We start from the raw sequence: 19,713 nt of genomic DNA, 5'->3' as shown, positions 1-19,713 counted from the left end.
GTGTTATCTTTAAAGATAAATAAAGATGAGTGGTTCCTGTAAGTTACTGTATCAACTTATCTATTAGAAATTTGCTATGCTGTATTCCATTGGAATTGATATTTTTAGTCTGTATAAGTAAGAAACGGGAAACTGGATGTTACAAAAAGCTAATTTTTTCTTAAAACCTTCAGAATTACCTAAAACAGTTGGGCTCTGTTGGGGCATTCTTAATGATAGGCTTGAATTAATTAAGCTAAGTGAACCGCTATACAAATTAGTCAATAAACCCATCTCGGCTATTCTAAAACAACCATTATCGAATGCTTTTTCAATGCTTACTCATGAGCAAATAGATCTTACCAATCATCTTTCTTCACAACAGATCAATTTTGTTGATGATAAAGGGCATGCATTACAAGCGACTGTCACCCCGATAGAAGAAAGCAGTGAGCATTGGTGTATTACCTTCATAGAAATCGAACTCGATAAAGCTTGGTTATCTGATTTACATCCTGATTATCATCAAGCGATCCAGTCTAGTGATGATTGGCTAAATCAAATCGAAGAAGTGATTAATGCCAGCGGTGATATGGTGTTTGCTACGTCATTAAAACAGGCGCTTTCACTGACTCAATCTAATGTGGGTTATCTGCATATGTTTGATGAGAAAAACAATCAAATAGTGCGAACCACATGGAGTGAAAACGTCAGTGAATACTTTACGATTACAAAACAACAAACCTATAAAGCAGATTCTGGTATTTGGGCTGAAACCATCCAAACCCGTAAATCGATGGTGCATAATGAATTAGCCAGTATTTCTGAGAATCGTTCGCAACAACAAGGTTTTTTTGCCTTTAGTAATCATCTTTGTGTGCCGATTCATTATCGCAAAAAACTCGTTGGCATTATCGGCGTTGGCAATCGAGATAAACCTTATACCCAAGTAGATGCCAAATCGTTAAGTATTTTTGCGACTATTTTGTGGCACAGCGTCGAATTACCTCGCACCATGAAAGCGGTATCGAGACAATCTAGCATTATTAAAATGCAAAAAGAAAAGATGACCCTTATTTTGGTGCAGTTGATTGGTGCCATTTCAGAAGCGCTAGAGTTAAAAGATGCTTATACCGCGGGGCATCAAAAGTCGGTAGCGCAGTTAAGTTATCTTATTGGCGAGAAAATGGGCTTAACACCTGAAGTATTGGAAGGATTAAAACTGGGATCATTGATCCACGATATCGGTAAGTTGGCCATTCCAAGCCAGATTCTATCTAAACCCTCACGGTTAAGTGATGCTGAGTTTGGCTTGGTTAAACAACACCCTGAGCAAGGCGCTTTAATTGTTGATGAAGTGGAGTTTCCTTGGCCTATTAAGCAAATGATCCTTCAACATCATGAACGCTTAGACGGTTCAGGTTATCCAAAAGGGTTGAAAGCGGATGACATTATACTAGAAGCCAAGATCATTGCTGTAGCCGACGTTGCTGATTCGATTCTTAGCCATCGACCTTATCGGCCATCGCTCGGAATGGAGGTGTTAACCCAAGAGTTATTAAAAGGCAGAGGTATAATATTCGATGAAGTCGTTGTTGATACCTGTATTGATATTTTGGCTGTCGAAGACTTTAAACAAGAAGAATATGTTGGCACTTTGTCATTAGCCCCAGTTGTTTTTTTAGAGGAGTATCATACTCTTGAACATGCTGAGTCTATGATGAAAAAAGCTAAAATGGATGTGGCCGTGGTACTGTCAGAAAAAAATCGTAGCCCAATCGGCGTGGTTGATAATAACGTTTTAGCATTTTGGCACAGCCCATTTTTAAATACAGCAGCAGAACGTGCAGCGGATAGAAGCTTACTGAATAAACGTGTACATCAAGTGATGGAACATAAAATAAATATGATTAACGATCGTACCATTTTGAACGATGCTCAACGGACGATGGAAAAAAGTAATGTTAATTATTTGATTGTTCAAAATGACAAGCAGTTGGTGATTGGAATGTTAACCTGGCGAATATTAGCCAATGCATTATTGGTGAATGCACAAGCAAGATCTAATTAGTTATACTATTGATTTGATAAGTTAATGTTATTTTTTGAAACTTATATTTTTTTTAATGGATGATTTAACAGTAACAAAAAAGGCTCCTAGGAGCCTTTTGTAGATTATCGTTGGGTAATAAAATTAATCAACGATACGTAATAGTTCATTGATGCCCACTTTACCGCGGGTTTTAGCATCAACTTTTTTGACAATAATCGCTGCATACAAGCTGTATGTGCCACAAGCCGATGGTAGGTTACCTGATACGACAACCGATCCAGCAGGAACACGACCGTAATGTACTTCACCGGTTTCACGATCAAAAATTCGCGTGCTTTGGCCAATGTAAACGCCCATTGAAATGACGCTGCCTTCTTCAACCACAACACCTTCAACGATTTCGCTGCGAGCACCAATAAAACAGTTATCTTCAATAATGGTTGGACCTGCTTGTAATGGCTCTAAAACACCGCCAATACCAACACCGCCAGATAAGTGTACGTTTTTACCAATCTGCGCACACGAACCAACAGTAGCCCATGTATCAACCATAGTACCTTCATCAACATAGGCACCAAGGTTAACGTAAGATGGCATCAATACGGTATTTTTACCGATAAATGAGCCTTTGCGAACCGTTGCGGGTGGCACAACACGAATACCTTCTGCTTTAAAACGAGCTTCGTCATAATCGGCAAATTTTTGTGGGACTTTGTCGAAATACTTGGTGTCGCCACCTTCAATCACGCCGTTATCAAAAATGCGAAAAGACAGTAGTACCGCCTTTTTAAGCCATTGGTGAACATGCCATTCACCGTCAATTTTTTCAGCAACGCGTACTTGGCCTTTATCGAGCATATTGATCACGGTTTCAACATCAGCGCGAACACTCGGTTCTACGGTTGCAGGTGAGATGTCTTGACGTGTTTCGAATGCTGCTTCAATGCGTTGGCGTAAAGCCTCCATTGTTTTCTCCCGGTATTAAATGATTAGTTGCACAAATTTATGGTTTAAATTAGTTAGATGATTTTAGCGCCAGTGTTAGCGCATCAGATAATTGTTGCTGTTGTGGCTCATCTAGGGCCGTTCCACTTTGGTTTTTTAATATGAAAAAGTCTTCTGCACGTTCACCAATAGTGGTAATTTTAGCGGCTAATAATGTCACATTACAACGGTAGAAGGTATCACCGACTTTGGCTAATAAGCCTGGGGTGTCGAGAGTGATTAATTCCATCATACTTGTACCATGGCGAGCACTGGGTAAGAAACTCACATGAGTCGCAACATTAAAAGGTTTCATGATCCGGGCTAGTTTTCTAAACTTCGGCAGTTTTGGATTTTCACTTGCCAAGGCTTTTTCAAGTGCTTTGCGGATACTTTGAATACGTGATAATTGGATAATAGGCTCGCCATCTTGTTCTAAAATCACAAAGGTGTCGAGTGCATAGTTATCTCTTGATGTCATGATGTTAGCGTCATGCACATTGATATTTTTGTTATCTAAAACGGTCATAACGGTGGCGAACAGTTTTGGTTTATCTTTGCTATAGACAAAAAGCTCCGTACCACCACGTGTTGTATGCTTAGACATTAATACTAATGGTTCGTCGTGATGATGTTTTAGAATGGCCTCAGCATGCCAGGCCACTTGGGTTGGCTGATGACGTAAAAAATAGTCAGATTTGAACCGAGACCAGAGTTCATCCATGTCTTTTTCTTTCAGGCCACGACGAATAAGTTCTTTTTTAGCTTTGGCCTGGACCTCTTTAACACGCGCTTTAGCATCAATAGGTTTTTCTTTACCCCGAGCTAATACTCGTTGAGTTGAAAAATACAAATCACGTAATAACGAGCCTTTCCAGTTATTCCATGTTTTCTCATTGGTGGCACAAATATCTGCGACAGTGAGGCAATACAAATAACTTAAGTGTGCAGCATCGCGTACTTTTTCAGCAAATAGTGCAATCACTTCCGGGTCTGAAATATCTCTGCGCTGAGCGGTGATTGACATCACTAAGTGATTTTCAACTAACCAAGCCACTAAGCGACCGTCATGATCATTCATGCCATGCAATTTACAAAAGTCGATAGCGTCTTTTGAACCTAATTTGCTGTGATCGCCGCCACGGCCTTTAGCGATATCATGAAAAATAGCCCCGAGAACTAACAAACCTTTTTTCGGTAACTGATTAATTAAGATGGCACCGAGTGGAAATTCATCTTTTTGTTCAGCTTGTGAAAAACGATCAATATTGAGCAGTAATCTATGGGTGTGTTCGTCAACGGTATAAGCATGAAATAAATCAAACTGCATTTGGCCTTCAATCTTGCGCCAAGCCGGTAAATAAGACGACAAAATACCGTGCTGGTGCATTAATGAAAATGCGGTAATACCTCGTGGATGTTTTAAGATCTCCATAAACACTTTACGACATGCGGGGTTTTCTTGTAAGGGTGATGTTAATGCTCTACGAGCATTGCGCAGTAATCGTAACGTTGGCGCGTAAATTTCTTGAATGTTTGAGTTTTTAGCCACCAGTAGAAATAAGCGTAATATTTCTTCGTTTTGGCGGCTAAATAAATCGTCATCTAATACTTCAATGTAACGTCCACGCCGTTGATAAACATCGCTTATCGGCTGAATTTCCAGTGCTTGAGTGTGACCTAATGTCGCGCGCTTAAACAATTGCAACAGCATTTGATTAAGCTCCATCACTCGGCGTACCGTGCGATAATAGCGCTTCATCATTTGTTCGACGGCTAATTGGGTAGCATCCTCGTAACCTAATAAACTGGCAACTTGTCTCTGTAAATCAAACAACAAGCGGTTTTCGTTGCGATTCGCGGTGGTGTGAAGTGCAAAACGGATTTCCCACAGAAAATTTTGGCATTCAATTAATTCTGCTAATTCGGCTGGCGCTAGAAAATCGTGCTCGACTAAATCTTCTAATTTAGCGGCATCAAAGTGGCGCATTGCAACCCAAGCGATGGTTTGAATATCACGCAATCCGCCGGGGCAGGTTTTGATATTAGGTTCTAAATCAAAGGCACTGGCTTTACTATGACGAGTCGTTTGTTCATCTTTCTTGGCATTATAAAAGTCATAAGAGGGCCAAAAGTCTTGTTGACGAATAGCATCGTATAACACGTCAAATAGATATTCATTACCAGTGAGCAATCTGGCTTCAATGAGATTTGTGGCAATGGTTATGTCTGATTTACCTTGTTCAATGGTTTGCGCAACTGTACGTACACTGTGGCCTATTTCAAGCCCAGTATCCCAAAGGTAGGTAATGAATTGCCCTAACTCAATTTCAGTTTCGGGCGATAATTGTTCATCGTTAACCAAAAAAAGTAAGTCAATGTCTGAATAGGGATGCAGTTCACCACGACCGTAGCCGCCAACGGCAACTAGGGCAAGCTGGCTATTATGTAAGCCAAAATCCCGCCAAGTTTGTATTAGTAAAGCATCAACAAATTGACTACGGTGTTTAACAATATCAGCAATAGGGTGTTTTGCAGTGTACTGCTCAACTAAGCGCTGGTTTAAGTCAATTAATGCGTTTTTGGCGGCCAGCGCAGTATTCATTGATGTCCTTACTAATTTGAGTCTTTAGTGGTTAATGATACGGGGAAAGTCTTCTTCTTCACGCAAAGTTAACACTTCTACACCGGTTTGGGTCACTAAAAGTGTATGTTCCCATTGTGCTGAGTTTTTACTATCAGAAGTTGTCACTGTCCAATTATCACTTTTATCCAACACAGTGGTATGACGACCTGCATTGATCATTGGTTCAATCGTAAAGCACATACCGGGTCTTAACACGGTTTTATCATTATTTTTATAATGAACAACTTGTGGTTCTTCGTGGAAGCCAGTGCCAATACCATGACCACAATAATCTTGTACGATGGAGTACTTATCAAGCCCTGTTTTACTTGTTTTGATGAATTTTTCGATGGTTGTGCCAATTTCGCCTAATTTTAAACCAGGACGCACTTTACGAATGGCTAAATACAAGCTTTCTTGGGCAATGCGGCTTAAACGTTTGTCTTTTGCTGATACTTCGCCAATTAAAAACATTTTCGAGGTATCACCATGATAACCGTCTTTGATGACCGTAATATCAAGGTTAATCATATCGCCTTCTTTTAACACGTACTCTGAAGGAATACCGTGGCACACGACTTCATTTACCGACGTACAAATAGACTTCGGAAATCCGTGATAATTTAACGGAGCTGAAATAGCACCTTGCTCTTCGGTGTATTTAGCACAGATTTCATCTAATTCATTTGTGGTCACTCCAGCCTTAATGTGTGGAGCTACCATTTCTAATACTTGCGCCGCTAATTTACCCGCTGCACGCATTTTTTCTATCTCGTCTGCATTTTTGATCACAATACTCATGAAAAACTCTCTATCTTTTTGACGGTCAAAATAGGCTTGTTTTATCCAAGGATTTTACGGCAAAAATTTGTATTTACATGCCGTTTATGGTATAAAGCGCGCCGTTATGTGTAAGATCGTTGTTGTACGGTTCGAGTTAATACAATGTCAATCGCTGCTTTTTTTAGCAAGGTATACATTGTGTTCGGCAAATCGTAAAATATGGTGGTCATTATACATGGCAATTAACTTAAATACTAAATCACACACGTATCGACACATTTTTCGGGGTGCTTTCTCATTCTTAACGGAAGTTAGAAAGTCGAAACATGGGATGCGTGGAGGTCTAACCCCTTACATTAAGGTAAATACAATGACTACTGTTTCAATGCGCGACATGCTACAAGCTGGTGTTCACTTCGGTCACCAAACTCGTTACTGGAACCCTAAGATGAAGCCTTTCATCTTCGGCGCTCGTAATGGTGTACACATCATCAACCTTGAGCATACAGTACCAATGTTCAACGAAGCTTTAGCTTTCATTAGCAACATCGCTTCTAAGAAAGGTAAAGTATTATTCGTAGGTACTAAGCGCGCTGCTGGCGAAGCTATCAAAGCATCTGCACTTTCTTGTGATCAGTATTATGTTGATCATCGTTGGTTAGGCGGCATGTTAACTAACTGGAAAACTGTTCGTCAGTCAATCAAGCGTCTTAAAGAGCTAGAAAGCCAGTCTGTAGACGGTACTTTCGACAAGTTAACTAAGAAAGAAGCGTTAATGCGTTCACGCGAATTAGACAAGTTAGAAAAGTCTTTAGGCGGAATCAAGAACATGGGCGGTTTACCTGACGTATTATTCGTTATCGGTGCTGACCATGAGCATATCGCTATTAAAGAAGCAAACAACCTAGGTATTCCAGTTGTTGCAGTTGTTGATACCAACTCTGCACCAGACGGTGTTAACTACATCGTTCCTGGTAACGACGACGCGATGCGTGCTATCCGTTTGTACACTTCTTCTGTTGCTGCAGCTGCTAACGCTGGCCGTGGTCAAGATTTAGCTGTTCAAGCTGAGCAAGACGGTTTCGTAGAAGCTGTTTAATAAGGCGTGATGATTATCATCCCCCTTATTTGCCAATAAGATAATTGGTGAACAGGGGCCTTTTGGCCCCTGTTTTATAAATGCAATATTAGACGAATTAAATTAGAGGATTTAACAATGGCAATTACTGCTGCCCAAGTTAAAGAACTTCGTGACCGCACTGGCGCTGGCATGATGGACTGTAAGAATGCACTGACTGAAACTGACGGTGACATCGAACTAGCGATTGATAACATGCGTAAAAGCGGCGCCGCGAAGGCTGCTAAAAAAGCAGGTAACATCGCTGCTGACGGTACAATTCTAATCAAGAATGGCGAAGGTTTCGCTGCACTTTTAGAAGTTAACTGTCAAACTGATTTCGTTGCAAAAGACTCAAACTTCCTAGCATTTGCTAACGCAGTGCTTGATGTTGCTGCTGCATCTAAAGTGTCTATCGAAGACTTAAAAGCACAGTTTGAAGAAACTCGTGTTGCGCTTGTAACTAAAATCGGTGAAAACATCAACGTTCGTCGCGTTGAGTATATCGATGGTGCAAACCTTGCGTCTTACCGTCACGGTGATCGTATTGGTGTTGTGGTTGCGGGTGAAGCTGATGAAGAAACACTAAAGCATATCGCAATGCACGTAGCTGCTTCTAAGCCAGATTTCGTAAACCCTGAAGATGTGCCTGCTGAACTTGTAGAAAGAGAGCAAACGCTTCAAATCGAAATCGCGATGAATGAAGGCAAGCCTGCTGAAATCGCTGAGAAGATGGTTGTTGGTCGTATGAAGAAGTTCACTGGTGAGATCTCTCTTACTGGTCAAGCTTTCATCATGGAACCAAAGAAAACTGTTGGCGAAGTGCTTAAATCGAAAGGCGCTACAGTAACCAGCTTTATTCGTTTAGAAGTTGGTGAAGGTATCGAGAAGAAAGCAGAAGATTTCGCTGCTGAAGTAGCTGCGCAAATCGCTGCTACTAAAAAAGCGTAATCGCTTTAATCTAAATACCCTAAGACCGCAGCAACCGCTGCGGTTTTGTTATGATCAGGATGAAAATTATGAGCACCAATCCAAAACCAGCGTTTAGACGTATTCTGCTTAAATTAAGCGGTGAAGCATTAATGGGTGAAGAAGGCTTCGGCATTGACCCTAAAGTACTTGATCGTATGGCACAAGAAGTGAAAGAGCTTGTTGAACTTGGTATTCAAGTTGGCGTGGTTATTGGTGGTGGTAATCTATTTCGTGGTGAAGGCTTAGCAAAAGCTGGTATGAACCGCGTGGTGGGCGATCACATGGGTATGTTAGCAACCGTAATGAATGGCTTAGCCATGCGTGATGCCTTGCACCGTGCATATGTTAATGCCCGCCTTATGTCTGCTATCCCACTTAAAGGTGTGTGCGATGATTACACTTGGACAGAAGCAATTAGCCTATTAAAGTCTGGTCGTGTGGTTATTTTTGCTGCGGGTACGGGCAATCCTTTTTGTACAACAGACTCAGCAGCATGTTTACGTGGTATTGAGATTGAAGCTGAAGTGGTACTAAAAGGCACTAAAGTAGATGGTGTATACTCAGCAGACCCAATGAAAAACCCTGAAGCGGTTAAATATGACACGCTTAGTTTTGCCGAAGTCCTTGAATCAGAATTAAAAGTAATGGATCTCGCTGCATTTACTATGGCACGTGATCATAATATGCCGATTCTTGTATTCAATATGAACAAGCCAGGTGCACTTCGCCGCGTTATTATGGGTGAGAAAGAAGGTACGATTATTAGCAGTAAACAACCTGCTTAATCACCGACACAGAAAATATTTATATTATATAATTTAACTGTTTGAGCGGTTTTATTGCATGTGTCATTCTTAGGCTAATGCTCAAACACACATGAATTTGTGACAAAAAGGAAATTATTGTGATTGATACTATTATGTTAGATGCGCAAGAGCGCATGGGTAAATGCGTAGATGCAACTAAAAACCAAATGGCGAAAGTTCGTACTGGTCGTGCACACCCAAGTTTATTAGATTCTATTCAAGTGTCTTGCTACGGTTCTATGTCACCGCTTAATCAAGTGGCTAATGTCGGAGTTGAAGACTCTCGTACACTAACAGTGAACGTATTTGATAGATCGATAGTTCAAGCGGTAGAAAAGGCGATTATGAGTTCAGATTTAGGCTTAAACCCTATGTCTGCAGGTGCAACTTTGCGTATTCCGTTGCCTTCGTTAACTGAAGAACGTCGTAAAGACTTTATCAAAGTGGTACGTAACGAAGCGGAAAATGGCCGTATTGCCATTCGTAACGTTCGTCGCGACGCAATCAGTGAAGTCAAGAAGCTTGAAAAAGCAAAAGCATGTACTGAAGATGATGTTCGCCGTAGTGAAGATGAAGTGCAGAAGCACACTGATTCATCAATCAAAAACATTGATCAAATACTAGCAGCGAAAGAAAAAGAGTTGATGGAAGTATAATCTGTCAATTTAGACGCTAGAGTTAACACGCCGTGTAAGGGTATACTACACGGCGTTTGTTTTTATAAAGGATTGTCGTAGATGTCGTCTACAGTTGAGTTTGAATCAGACCCTAAAGCCGATTCGGAGCAAATGACTTCGCAATTGTTGCCGGGACAATTATCTGATGTAGTAAAACAATCTCTGCCCAAACATGTTGCGATTATTATGGATGGTAATGGCCGTTGGGCACAACTGCAGGGTAAAGCCCGGGTTTTCGGTCATAAAGCCGGTGTTAAAGCTGTGCGCCGTGCGGTAAGTACTGCAAGTCAACTTGGTATTGAATCATTAACCCTATTTGCATTTTCGAGCGAAAATTGGCGCCGACCAGATAAAGAAGTCAGTTTGTTGATGGAATTGTTTTTTACCGTGTTACAACGTGAATTGAAACTGCTCGATAAAAACCAAGTTAAGCTCAATATTATTGGTGATACCAGCAGGTTTTCTAATCGTTTACAGAAACAAATTGCCGGTGCTCAAGAGAAAACAGCAAGCAATACTGGTCTGATATTAAATGTGGCGGCGAACTATGGCGGACGTTGGGATATCTTACAGGCTGCACAAAAATTAGCCGAAAAAGTAGAAAGTGGCGAAATCACCAGCAGTCAGATGACCGAAGAAGCATTAAATGAACATTTGTGCATGCAAAACCAGAGCGAAGTTGATTTAATGATCCGTACTGGCGGTGACTACCGCATTAGTAATTTTGTTTTATGGCAGGCCGCTTATGCCGAGTTGGTGTTTACTGACACCCTATGGCCTGACTTTGATGAGCTAGCATTTCGTGATGCTATTGCCATTTTTGCCAGTCGGCAGCGCCGTTTTGGTTTGACGGGTAGTCAAATTGAAGAGATACGCGCAATATAAATATTAAGAGGATTAGTTTTTGCTAAAACAACGAATAATAACAGCATTGTGGTTAATCCCAATTGTACTCGGGGCAATATTTTTACTTCCAGCAAACTGGTTTGCTTGGGTGTTAGTGCCAGTGTTTTTAATTGCAGCAAAAGAGTGGGGCAGTTTCATTGACCCAAGCTGTAATGTCACCCAGTGGTCTTTTACTGCTACCCTGGGTCTGTTAATGATAGCGCTTAACTTATCAGTACCCTTAGATGTGTTGTGGTTTAAAGGCCAATTACACCCTATTTATTTGGCCATCATCACTATTGGTGTATTTTGGTGGATAGTCAGTAGCGCATTGGTGTTCAGTTTTCCTAAAAGTGCCAAAATATGGAAAGACAGCCCTATGCTGAAATCCATGTTTGGTCAGTTAACACTCATCCCGTGTTTTGCTTCTTTAATCGCTCTCAAATCGTTAAGCAGTAACGTTCATCCCTATTATGGTGGTGCATTAGTGTTTATCGTTATGTTAGTGGTTTGGGCGACTGACACCGGTGCTTATTTTGCTGGACGTAAGTTAGGCAAGCATAAATTGATGCCGAGTGTGAGTCCTGCTAAAACGCTTGAGGGTTTAGCCGGTGGTTTAATTACTACTATGGTCGTAGTTGCGGGCATTATGTATGTTGCGCCAGAACAAGAGTTAGGCTTACTCATTGTGGTGACACTCGTTACTGCTCTGGCTTCTGCTTTTGGTGACTTGTCTGAAAGTATGTTCAAACGTGCTGCAAATATTAAAGACTCTGGCACCATTTTACCTGGTCATGGTGGTATTTTAGACCGTATCGACAGTCTAACGGCTGCATTGCCAGTGTTTACCTTTATCTACATAGCCATGTGGATGTGATGCCAATGCAAAATATGGTGATTTTAGGGGCTACAGGCTCAATTGGCGCTAGCACCTTAAGTGTGATGGTAAATAACCCTGCCGATTTTCATGTCTATGGATTAGTGGCCAATGCCAGTGTTCAAAAAATGCTGACCTTGTGTATCACTCATCAGCCTGAGTATGCTCATATGGTGGATGAGAGCGCCGCCATGGAGCTTAAATCGTTATTGCCTAGTGGATGTATCACTCAAGTAACGACAGGTGCTGAGGCGTTAAATGCGTTAGTGACCGACAGTCGCACTGATACCGTTATGGCCGCTATTGTTGGTGCTGCGGGTTTAGTACCGACATTTGACGCTGTTAAAGCGGGTAAACGCGTGTTGTTAGCCAACAAAGAAGCATTGGTTATGTCGGGTGAGTTATTTATGCACACTGCTAGACAGTCGGGTGCGACAGTGCTACCTGTCGACAGCGAGCACAATGCCATATTTCAATGTTTACCAACCAATGTCCAAGCGCAACTCGGTTATTGTGACTTAAGTGCCAATGGCATATCACATATTTTATTAACCGGTTCAGGTGGACCGTTTTTAAACACTGATTTAGCCACTCTGAGTGCGATGACACCGGTTCAAGCTTGCAATCACCCTAATTGGTCCATGGGGCCTAAAATCTCTGTCGATTCAGCCACCATGATGAATAAAGGCTTAGAGTTTATCGAAGCTCGCTGGTTGTTTAATACGCAAGCTGAACAGCTCAAAGTAGTGATACATCCTCAAAGCGTGATTCATTCAATGGTGCAATACCGCGATGGTTCTGTTATTGCACAAATGGGCAACCCCGATATGCGTACACCGATTGCTCATTGTATGAGCTATCCGCAAAGAATTGGCGCTGGCGTTGAACCTTTAGATTTTTTCAAAGTCGGACAGTTAAGCTTTTGTGAACCTGACTTTGACCGTTTTCCATGTTTACGCTTAGCGATGCAAGCCTGTGAGCAAGGTCAGGAAGCGACCACAGTGTTGAATGCGGCCAATGAAATTGCTGTCGATTCATTTTTAAAAGGTCACATTCGTTTTACTGATATTGCTAACGTTAATTATCGCTGTTTAGACTCGGTGCAACAAACACGTTTAGACAGTATTGAAGATATAATACAGCTTGATGAGCAAGCACGTGCCACGGCAGTGTCCGTTATCAGCACACTAAATTAATTCAGGGAAATAATGATAGATTTTTTTTGGAGCTTAGGTTCTTTTATCGTCGCGTTGGGTATTTTAATTACCGCTCATGAGTATGGCCACTTTTGGGTTGCCCGTCGTTGCGGTGTTAAAGTCGAGCGTTTCTCTATCGGATTTGGCAAAGCGATTTGGCGTAAAGTGGGTAAAGATGGCACTGAATATGTCGTCGCTATGATCCCACTAGGTGGCTATGTCAAAATGCTTGATGAGCGCGTTGAAGATGTGCCGGAGCATTTACTTGACCAGGCCTTTAACCGTAAAACAGTATGGCAACGTATTGCGATTGTATCAGCCGGCCCGATAGCTAACTTTATTTTTGCAATTGTAGCGTTATATGTCATGTACCTTATTGGTACTCCGTCGATTAAGCCGGTAATAGACAGTACTAAGTTAAATAGCCCTGCCAGTGTTATTCAGTTGGTTGAACCACAACAGATTATAGCGGTATCAGGACAGCCAGTACGTACTTGGGAAGAAGTTAATTTAGCCTTAGTGGGTCATATTGGTGATGACAGTATTGAGTTATCCCTAGCACCATTACCAGCGTTGTCGGGCATGGATATGCCCGTTCGCACCGTCAAACTCGATACGCGAAATTGGGTTTTCGATCCAGAAAAAGAGTCGCCGATTACCGCGCTCGGTTTAGGGATATTTCGCCCAGGGATAGATCCAACGATTGCGGCAGTGAGTAAAGACAGTGCGGCAGAGCAAGCGGGCATTAAGATTGGCGATAAACTCGTCAATATCAATGGCACTCAATACAGCGATTGGAATGCGTTTGTTGATGTGGTACAAAGCTCTGCTAACAAAAATATTAATATGACATTGATACGTCAAGGCGAACAAATCAATGTTGATGTTGTGCCAAAAGCACAACAAAATTCTGATGGTAAAACTATCGGAATTGTCGGAATTAGCCCAACCCAAGCTCAGTGGCCTGATAATATGCGCTTTGAGCTTGAGTATGGCATAGTAGATTCTGTTATCGCTGCAGCTGATAAAACATGGCAACTCGTTGTCGTCAGCTTTAAGATGATTGGAAAATTATTTACCGGCGATGTGTCGGTGAAAAACCTTAGTGGTCCTATTTCGATTGCACAAGGCGCAGGCGCCAGTGCAAGTTACGGTTTAGTGTACTTTCTAGGGTTTATCGCGCTCATCAGCGTTAACTTAGGCATTATTAATTTAATGCCTCTGCCAGTGCTCGATGGGGGACACTTGCTGTATTACTTTATAGAAGTGATTACTGGTAAGCCTGTACCCGAAAAGGTACAGGAAATAGGATTCAGGTTTGGCGCAGCTTTGCTGCTAATGTTGATGGGCGTAGCCTTATTCAACGATTTTGCCCGACTCTGAGCAAGGACAGACTAATAATTAGAAGTGCTCTATGAGATTTAATAAAATTTTTGCCTCGATGTTATTCGTCGGCGCGTCTTTTTCAGGGAATGGTTGGGCAGAGTCTTTCCAACCTTTTGAAGTGACCGACATCCAAGTAGAAGGTTTGCAACGAGTTGCTCTCGGTGCAGCACTATTGAGTTTACCTGTGAAAGTAGGTGACACGGTAGATGAAGTTAAATTACAGCAAGCGATTAAGAGCCTTTACGGTTCAACCAATTTTGAAAACATCAGTGTCAGTCATGAAGACGGTATACTCTATGTAACGGTTAAAGAACGTCCAACTATCAGTATTATCTCGTTTGACGGTAATAAAGATATCAAAGACGAGCAGTTACAAGAAAGCCTTGACGGTTCTGGTGTTAAAGCTGGCGAATCACTTGATAGAACAATGTTGTCTGGTATTGAAAAAGGCCTGCAAGATTTCTATTACGGTGTGGGTAAATACGGTGCCAAAGTTGAAGCGCAAATCATCAACTTGCCGCGTAACCGTGTTGAGCTTAAATTTAAGTTTACCGAAGGTTTAGCGGCTGAAATCCGTCAAATCAACGTAGTAGGTAATACTGTGTTCTCAGACTCTGAGCTCATCAGTATGCTTGAGCTTAAAGACTATGTGGCATGGTGGGATTTATTTGGTGAACGTCGCTACCAAAAGCAAAAGCTACAAGCTGACTTAGAAACCATTAAAACTTATTATCATAATCAAGGCTATATTCGTTTTGAAGTGACTTCAACGCAAGTTGCGATGACACCAGACCGTAAAGGTTTGTACATCACTATTAACGTGAATGAAGGTGAAAAGTACAAGGTGAAAGAAGTTAACTTAATTGGTGACCTAATGGGTCGCGAAGAGTTAATGAGATCTATTTTACCAATTAAAGCGGGTAACATGTACAACGGTGCCGACGTGACATTCACCGAAGAAATGTACAGCAAATACCTTGGCCGCTTTGGTTATGCTTATCCTGAAGTTAAAACCTATCCTGAAATTGATGATGAAACCAAAGAAGTGGTACTCAACATCAATGTTAAGCCGGGTAAGCGCGTGTATGTTCGCTCAATTAACTTCACTGGTAACACGGTTACCAAAGATGAGGTAATGCGCCGCGAATTACGCCAAATGGAAGGTGCGTGGTTGAATTCTGCTCAAATTGAACAGTCTAAACTACGTCTTAACCGTTTAGGTTATTTCGAAACTGTTGATGCAGAAACCATTCAAGTACCGGGCAGTGACGATTTAGTTGATGTCGCAGTGACTGTGAAAGAGCAACCGTCAGGTTCGTTCAACGCAGGTGTCGGTTATGGTACTGAATCAGGTGTGAGTTTGCAGTTTGGCGTTGAGCAAAATAACTTCCTTGGTACTGGTAACCAAGCTGGTTTTAGCGTCAACACTAACAAATATTCTAAAAGTGCCAACTTGTCTTATACCGACCCATACTTTACTAAGGATGGTGTCAGTTTAGGTGGTAGCGTTTACTGGAACGAATTTGATGCCAACGAGGCTAACCTTGAGCGCTATAAGAATAAATCTTATGGTGTAGCATTAAATTCAGGATTCCCGATTAACGAATCTAACCGTTTGAACGGTGGTATTGGTTATCGTCATAATACTATTTCAGAAATCTCTGCTTATGAACAAGCGTTGCGTTTCTATAATGTGTATCGTGAAACTGATGATCCTAATTCAGACTTAAGTTTTGATAACTTTGAATTGAATGCCGGTTGGTACCGCAGCACACTTAACCGTGGTACGTTCCCGACAGATGGTTCATCGCAACGTTTAAGCGGTAAAATGACCGTGCCAGGTTCTGACTTACAGTACTTTAAAACGGATTTCGATACCAACTTCTACTTCCCTCTGACACCTCAGCATGGGTTTGTATTATTGGCTCGCGCCCGTTTAGGTTATTCAAACGGTTATGGTCAGTTTAACGACAACGATCAAATCTTACCGTTCTGGGAAAACTATTATTCTGGTGGTAGTAGTTCGTTACGTGGCTTTAAGTCTAACTCAGTAGGCCCACGTTCGTTCTATTTATACCGTGGTAGTGAGCAATGTGCGCCTGATGTTTCTGGTGATGGTTGTAGTTTACCTGGTGACCCAAATACCATTCAGGTGAGTTCTGGCCGTTCAATTGGTGGTAACGCCATTGCAACAGCAAGCTTTGAAATGATTGTTCCGACACCATTCCTTGATGAAGCTTACACTAACTCAGTGCGAACCAGTTTCTTCGTTGATGCGGGTAACGTATGGGATACTGAGTTTGATTATGACTCATATCGGACTTTACCAGCGGATCAGTTCTCTAAGTTAGAAGACTATAGCGATCCAGAACGCTTACGTGCCTCATGGGGTATGAGCGTGCAGTGGTTATCGCCAATGGGACCTATGGTATTCAGTTTAGCTTGGCCACTGAAAGAATATGAAGATGACGAGACAGAGATTTTCTCATTCAATATTGGCAAAACGTTCTAAAACAAATACACTCGGCAGGTTTTGCTGATAACAACAAGTTTAACAAGGAGTCTACTTTGAAAAAGATGGTAAATCGCGCATTAATTACATTGGCATTGTTTGCTACCCCTATGCTAGCCCAAGCGGAAAAACTCGCTGTGGTTGATATGGGTGAAGTGTTCGAGCAGTTGCCACAGCGCGAACAAATTTCTAAATCATTAAAAGCTGAGTTTGGTGACCGTGTTGCTGAAGTCCAAAAAATGCAAGAAGAAATGCGTTCTTTGGTTGAGAAACAACAACGTGACGGCGCCTTAATGAGCGATTCACAAAAGACTGAATTAGTACGTAAAATGGAATCATTAAAGTCTGAATTCCAGTTGAAAGGCAAAGCATTAGATGAAGACATGCGTCGTCGTCAAGGTGAAGAGCAAAACAAACTATTAGTTCAAGTTCAAAAAGCGATTAATACCATTGCTGGTAAAGAAAAATACGACATGGTGCTACAACGTGGCGCAGTTATTTTTGTTAAGCCAGAAGCTGATATCAGCAGCAAAGTGGTAGAAGCCTTAAGCAAAGGCAAATAATAAGTATGCAAAAAGTGACTTTAAAAGAGCTTAGCCAACTATTAGGGGCAACGATTAAAGGCGACGCCACGCTGGAAATAACCAGTGTCGCTACCCTTGAAAGTGCAACTAAAGGCCAACTCTCTTTTTTAGCCAATAGTAAGTACCGTGCTCAGCTTGAGGCAACTCAAGCTAGTGCGGTATTGCTGAGCGAAAAAGAAGCAAGTGGTTATCATGGTAACGCCCTGATTGTTAGCGATCCTTACGTAGGGTTTGCTCGAGTAGCGCAATTACTTGATACCACCCCAAAAGAAACGCCTGGTATTCATCCTTCGGCTCAAATAGATGCATCAGCCATTTTAGGTGACGGTGTGGCTATTGGTGCAAATGCAGTGATAGGTGCCAATGTTATTTTGGGTGAAAATGTTCAGATTGGTCCAGGTTGTGTGGTGGGTGAAACCAGTATTATTGGTTCAAACACGCGTCTTTGGGCGAACGTGAGCGTTTATCATAATGTCCATATTGGCCATCATTGCATCGTCCATTCAGGGACTGTTATTGGCTCTGATGGTTTTGGTTATGCCAATGAGCGCGGTAACTGGATTAAAATTCCACAAACCGGCGGCGTTCGGATTGGCAATCATGTCGAAATTGGCGCATGTACTTCCATTGACCGTGGTGCGTTGTCGCATACCGAGATCCACGATGGCGTGATTATCGACAACCAAGTTCAAATTGCTCATAATGTCATTATCGGCCAAAATACTGCAATGGCTGGCGGCTCTATTATTGCCGGCAGTTCTACCATTGGTAAATATTGTATCCTCGGTGGCGGTAGTGCTGTTGCTGGACACCTGAGTGTCGCTGATGGTGTACACATATCAGGCGGAACAAACGTGACCAGCATTATCCGTGAAAAAGGTGTGTATTCGTCTGCTACCATCGCAATGGAAAATAAATTATGGCGTCGAAACACTGTTCGTTTCCGTCAATTAGATGAATTATTTAGCCGAGTGAAAACCCTCGAGAAAAGTGCTAAGGGCACAGAATAATTGTAATTCTGCCTTATTTAAGGAATGTAGTGTGTCAAACCAATTAAACACCATGGATATTAAAGAGATACTTAAATATCTGCCTCATAGATATCCATTTTTGTTGATCGATCGTGTATTGGACTTTACTGTAGGTGAGCACTTACATGCGATTAAAAATGTCACCATAAATGAGCCTTTTTTTCAGGGACATTTTCCGATACAGCCTGTGATGCCTGGCGTGCTCATTTTAGAAGCCATGGCACAAGCAACGGGTTTACTTGCATTTAAAACCATGAGTACAGAGCCGTCTCCAGAGGTACTGTATTATTTTGCTGGTATTGATAAAGCACGTTTCAAACGTGTTGTTGAGCCAGGCGACCAAATACATTTTCACGTTAAAATGATTAAAGAGCGTCGCGGTATTGGTGTGTTTGTTGGTGAAGCCTTGGTTGATGGTGAACTGGTTTGTTCTGCTGAAATCATGTGTGCACGTAGAGAGATTAAGAAGTGATAGATAAATTAGCGTTTGTTCACCCAACAGCCAAAATTGGTAATAACGTCACTATTGGTCCTTGGACCTACATTGGTGAAAACGTTGAAATCGGCGACGACACATGGATAAGTTCTCATGTTGTGGTTAAAGGTCCAACGGTTATCGGTAAAGGTAATCGTATTTTTCAATTCTCTTCAGTTGGTGAAGAGTGTCAAGATAAAAAGTACGCAGGCGAACAAACTCGCTTAATTATCGGCGACAATAACATCATTCGTGAGTCGGTTACCATTCACCGTGGTACGACCCAAGATAAAGGTGAAACTCGCATCGGTTCTAACTGTCTGTTTATGGCGTATGTTCATATTGCCCACGACTGTTTTGTCGGTGATAACGTTATTATGGCCAATAATGCTTCAATTGCGGGTCATGTACATGTTGGCGATTGGGTTATTTTGGGCGGCATGACTGGTGTGCATCAGTTTGTACATATTGGCGCGCATGCCTTTACCGCGGGTGCTTCACTTATTTTGCAAGATGTTCCCCCATTTGTGATGGCTGCTGGTTCTCCTGCAGTACCGCGTGGATTAAACTTAGAAGGTTTAAAACGCCGTGGTTTTACCAAAGAAAACCAACGAGCAATCTTGAGTGCGTATAAAGCGGTTTTCCGTAAGAGTTTAACCATTGAAGAAGCTAACGCTGAATTAATCGAGGCCGCTGAAAAAGACATCAATGTGAAAGCATTTATGGAATTTATCAACCACTCTGCTCGTGGCATTATTCGATAGACGGAA

Annotated in this window: 17 protein-coding genes; 14 read left to right on the top strand and 3 right to left on the bottom strand. The window is 41.8% G+C overall.

All coding sequences use genetic code 11. The annotated features are described in order from the left end of the window. Nucleotides 1–136 precede the first annotated feature (136 nt). Nucleotides 137–2,050 carry an HD domain-containing phosphohydrolase gene (locus GUY17_RS14035; protein ID WP_162023510.1) on the top strand — a complete coding sequence of 638 codons (1,914 nt, stop codon included), beginning with the start codon at nucleotides 137–139 and terminating at the stop codon, nucleotides 2,048–2,050. Nucleotides 2,051–2,173: 123 nt separating this feature from the next. Here GUY17_RS14035 and dapD read toward each other — a convergent pair whose 3' ends face one another. Genes dapD through map form a run of 3 tightly spaced genes read right to left on the bottom strand, consistent with a single transcriptional unit; the run spans nucleotide 2,174 to nucleotide 6,443 of the window. Then, nucleotides 2,174–2,998 (bottom strand): 2,3,4,5-tetrahydropyridine-2,6-dicarboxylate N-succinyltransferase, encoded by an 825-nt coding sequence (gene dapD, locus GUY17_RS14030; RefSeq protein WP_101086629.1) that lies wholly within the window; start codon nucleotides 2,996–2,998, stop codon nucleotides 2,174–2,176. 49 nt (nucleotides 2,999–3,047) lie between these two features. Next, nucleotides 3,048–5,621 (bottom strand): bifunctional uridylyltransferase/uridylyl-removing protein GlnD, encoded by a 2,574-nt coding sequence (gene glnD / locus GUY17_RS14025; RefSeq protein WP_162023509.1) that lies wholly within the window; start codon nucleotides 5,619–5,621, stop codon nucleotides 3,048–3,050. Between the two features lie 24 nt (nucleotides 5,622–5,645). Continuing rightward, on the bottom strand, nucleotides 5,646–6,443 hold the full coding sequence (gene map, locus GUY17_RS14020; protein WP_101086631.1) for a type I methionyl aminopeptidase: 798 nt from the start codon (nucleotides 6,441–6,443) through the stop codon (nucleotides 5,646–5,648). A 352-nt stretch (nucleotides 6,444–6,795) separates the two neighbouring features. Between map and rpsB the strand changes: the two genes are divergently transcribed. From rpsB to lpxA, 13 genes are all read left to right on the top strand, one after another. Beyond that, nucleotides 6,796–7,524 (top strand): 30S ribosomal protein S2, encoded by a 729-nt coding sequence (gene rpsB, locus GUY17_RS14015; protein ID WP_011636744.1) that lies wholly within the window; start codon nucleotides 6,796–6,798, stop codon nucleotides 7,522–7,524. A 117-nt stretch (nucleotides 7,525–7,641) separates the two neighbouring features. Further along, nucleotides 7,642–8,493 carry a translation elongation factor Ts gene (gene tsf, locus GUY17_RS14010; RefSeq protein WP_162023508.1) on the top strand — a complete coding sequence of 284 codons (852 nt, stop codon included), beginning with the start codon at nucleotides 7,642–7,644 and terminating at the stop codon, nucleotides 8,491–8,493. Between the two features lie 68 nt (nucleotides 8,494–8,561). Next, entirely contained in the window at nucleotides 8,562–9,299 is a 738-nt protein-coding gene (pyrH, locus tag GUY17_RS14005; protein WP_011636746.1) for a UMP kinase, read from the top strand. Between the two features lie 119 nt (nucleotides 9,300–9,418). Next, nucleotides 9,419–9,976, top strand: coding sequence for a ribosome recycling factor (frr, locus tag GUY17_RS14000; protein ID WP_162023507.1), 558 nt, complete (start codon nucleotides 9,419–9,421; stop codon nucleotides 9,974–9,976). An 81-nt stretch (nucleotides 9,977–10,057) separates the two neighbouring features. Then, the gene (gene uppS / locus GUY17_RS13995) at nucleotides 10,058–10,882 is read left to right on the top strand and encodes a polyprenyl diphosphate synthase (RefSeq protein WP_011636748.1); all 825 of its coding nucleotides are present in this window, start codon (nucleotides 10,058–10,060) and stop codon (nucleotides 10,880–10,882) included. Nucleotides 10,883–10,901: 19 nt separating this feature from the next. Then, entirely contained in the window at nucleotides 10,902–11,759 is an 858-nt protein-coding gene (locus tag GUY17_RS13990) for a phosphatidate cytidylyltransferase (protein ID WP_101086633.1), read from the top strand. Nucleotides 11,760–11,764: 5 nt separating this feature from the next. Beyond that, complete coding sequence (ispC, locus tag GUY17_RS13985) at nucleotides 11,765–12,955, top strand: 1-deoxy-D-xylulose-5-phosphate reductoisomerase (protein ID WP_162024370.1); 1,191 nt, start codon at nucleotides 11,765–11,767, stop codon at nucleotides 12,953–12,955. Between the two features lie 12 nt (nucleotides 12,956–12,967). After that, nucleotides 12,968–14,338 (top strand): sigma E protease regulator RseP, encoded by a 1,371-nt coding sequence (gene rseP / locus GUY17_RS13980; protein WP_101086634.1) that lies wholly within the window; start codon nucleotides 12,968–12,970, stop codon nucleotides 14,336–14,338. 31 nt (nucleotides 14,339–14,369) lie between these two features. Further along, nucleotides 14,370–16,853: an outer membrane protein assembly factor BamA gene (gene bamA, locus GUY17_RS13975; RefSeq protein WP_101086635.1), complete on the top strand. Its 2,484-nt coding sequence runs from the start codon at nucleotides 14,370–14,372 to the stop codon at nucleotides 16,851–16,853. 65 nt (nucleotides 16,854–16,918) lie between these two features. Continuing rightward, a complete protein-coding gene (locus GUY17_RS13970; protein ID WP_011636753.1) occupies nucleotides 16,919–17,416 on the top strand; it encodes an OmpH family outer membrane protein in 498 nt (165 codons plus the stop codon). Nucleotides 17,417–17,421: 5 nt separating this feature from the next. Next, the gene (gene lpxD, locus GUY17_RS13965) at nucleotides 17,422–18,447 is read left to right on the top strand and encodes a UDP-3-O-(3-hydroxymyristoyl)glucosamine N-acyltransferase (protein ID WP_162023506.1); all 1,026 of its coding nucleotides are present in this window, start codon (nucleotides 17,422–17,424) and stop codon (nucleotides 18,445–18,447) included. Between the two features lie 31 nt (nucleotides 18,448–18,478). Continuing rightward, a complete protein-coding gene (fabZ, locus tag GUY17_RS13960) occupies nucleotides 18,479–18,940 on the top strand; it encodes a 3-hydroxyacyl-ACP dehydratase FabZ (protein WP_011636755.1) in 462 nt (153 codons plus the stop codon). Next, nucleotides 18,937–19,707, top strand: coding sequence for an acyl-ACP--UDP-N-acetylglucosamine O-acyltransferase (lpxA, locus tag GUY17_RS13955; protein WP_101086637.1), 771 nt, complete (start codon nucleotides 18,937–18,939; stop codon nucleotides 19,705–19,707). Before fabZ ends, lpxA begins: the two co-directional genes overlap by 4 nt. The last annotated feature ends 6 nt before the right edge of the window (nucleotides 19,708–19,713 follow it).

The organism is Shewanella sp. Arc9-LZ (assembly GCF_010092445.1).
Lineage (GTDB): Bacteria > Pseudomonadota > Gammaproteobacteria > Enterobacterales > Shewanellaceae > Shewanella.
The sequence above is the reverse complement of the archived record's forward strand: the minus strand, read 5'-3'. Positions and strand labels throughout refer to the sequence as shown.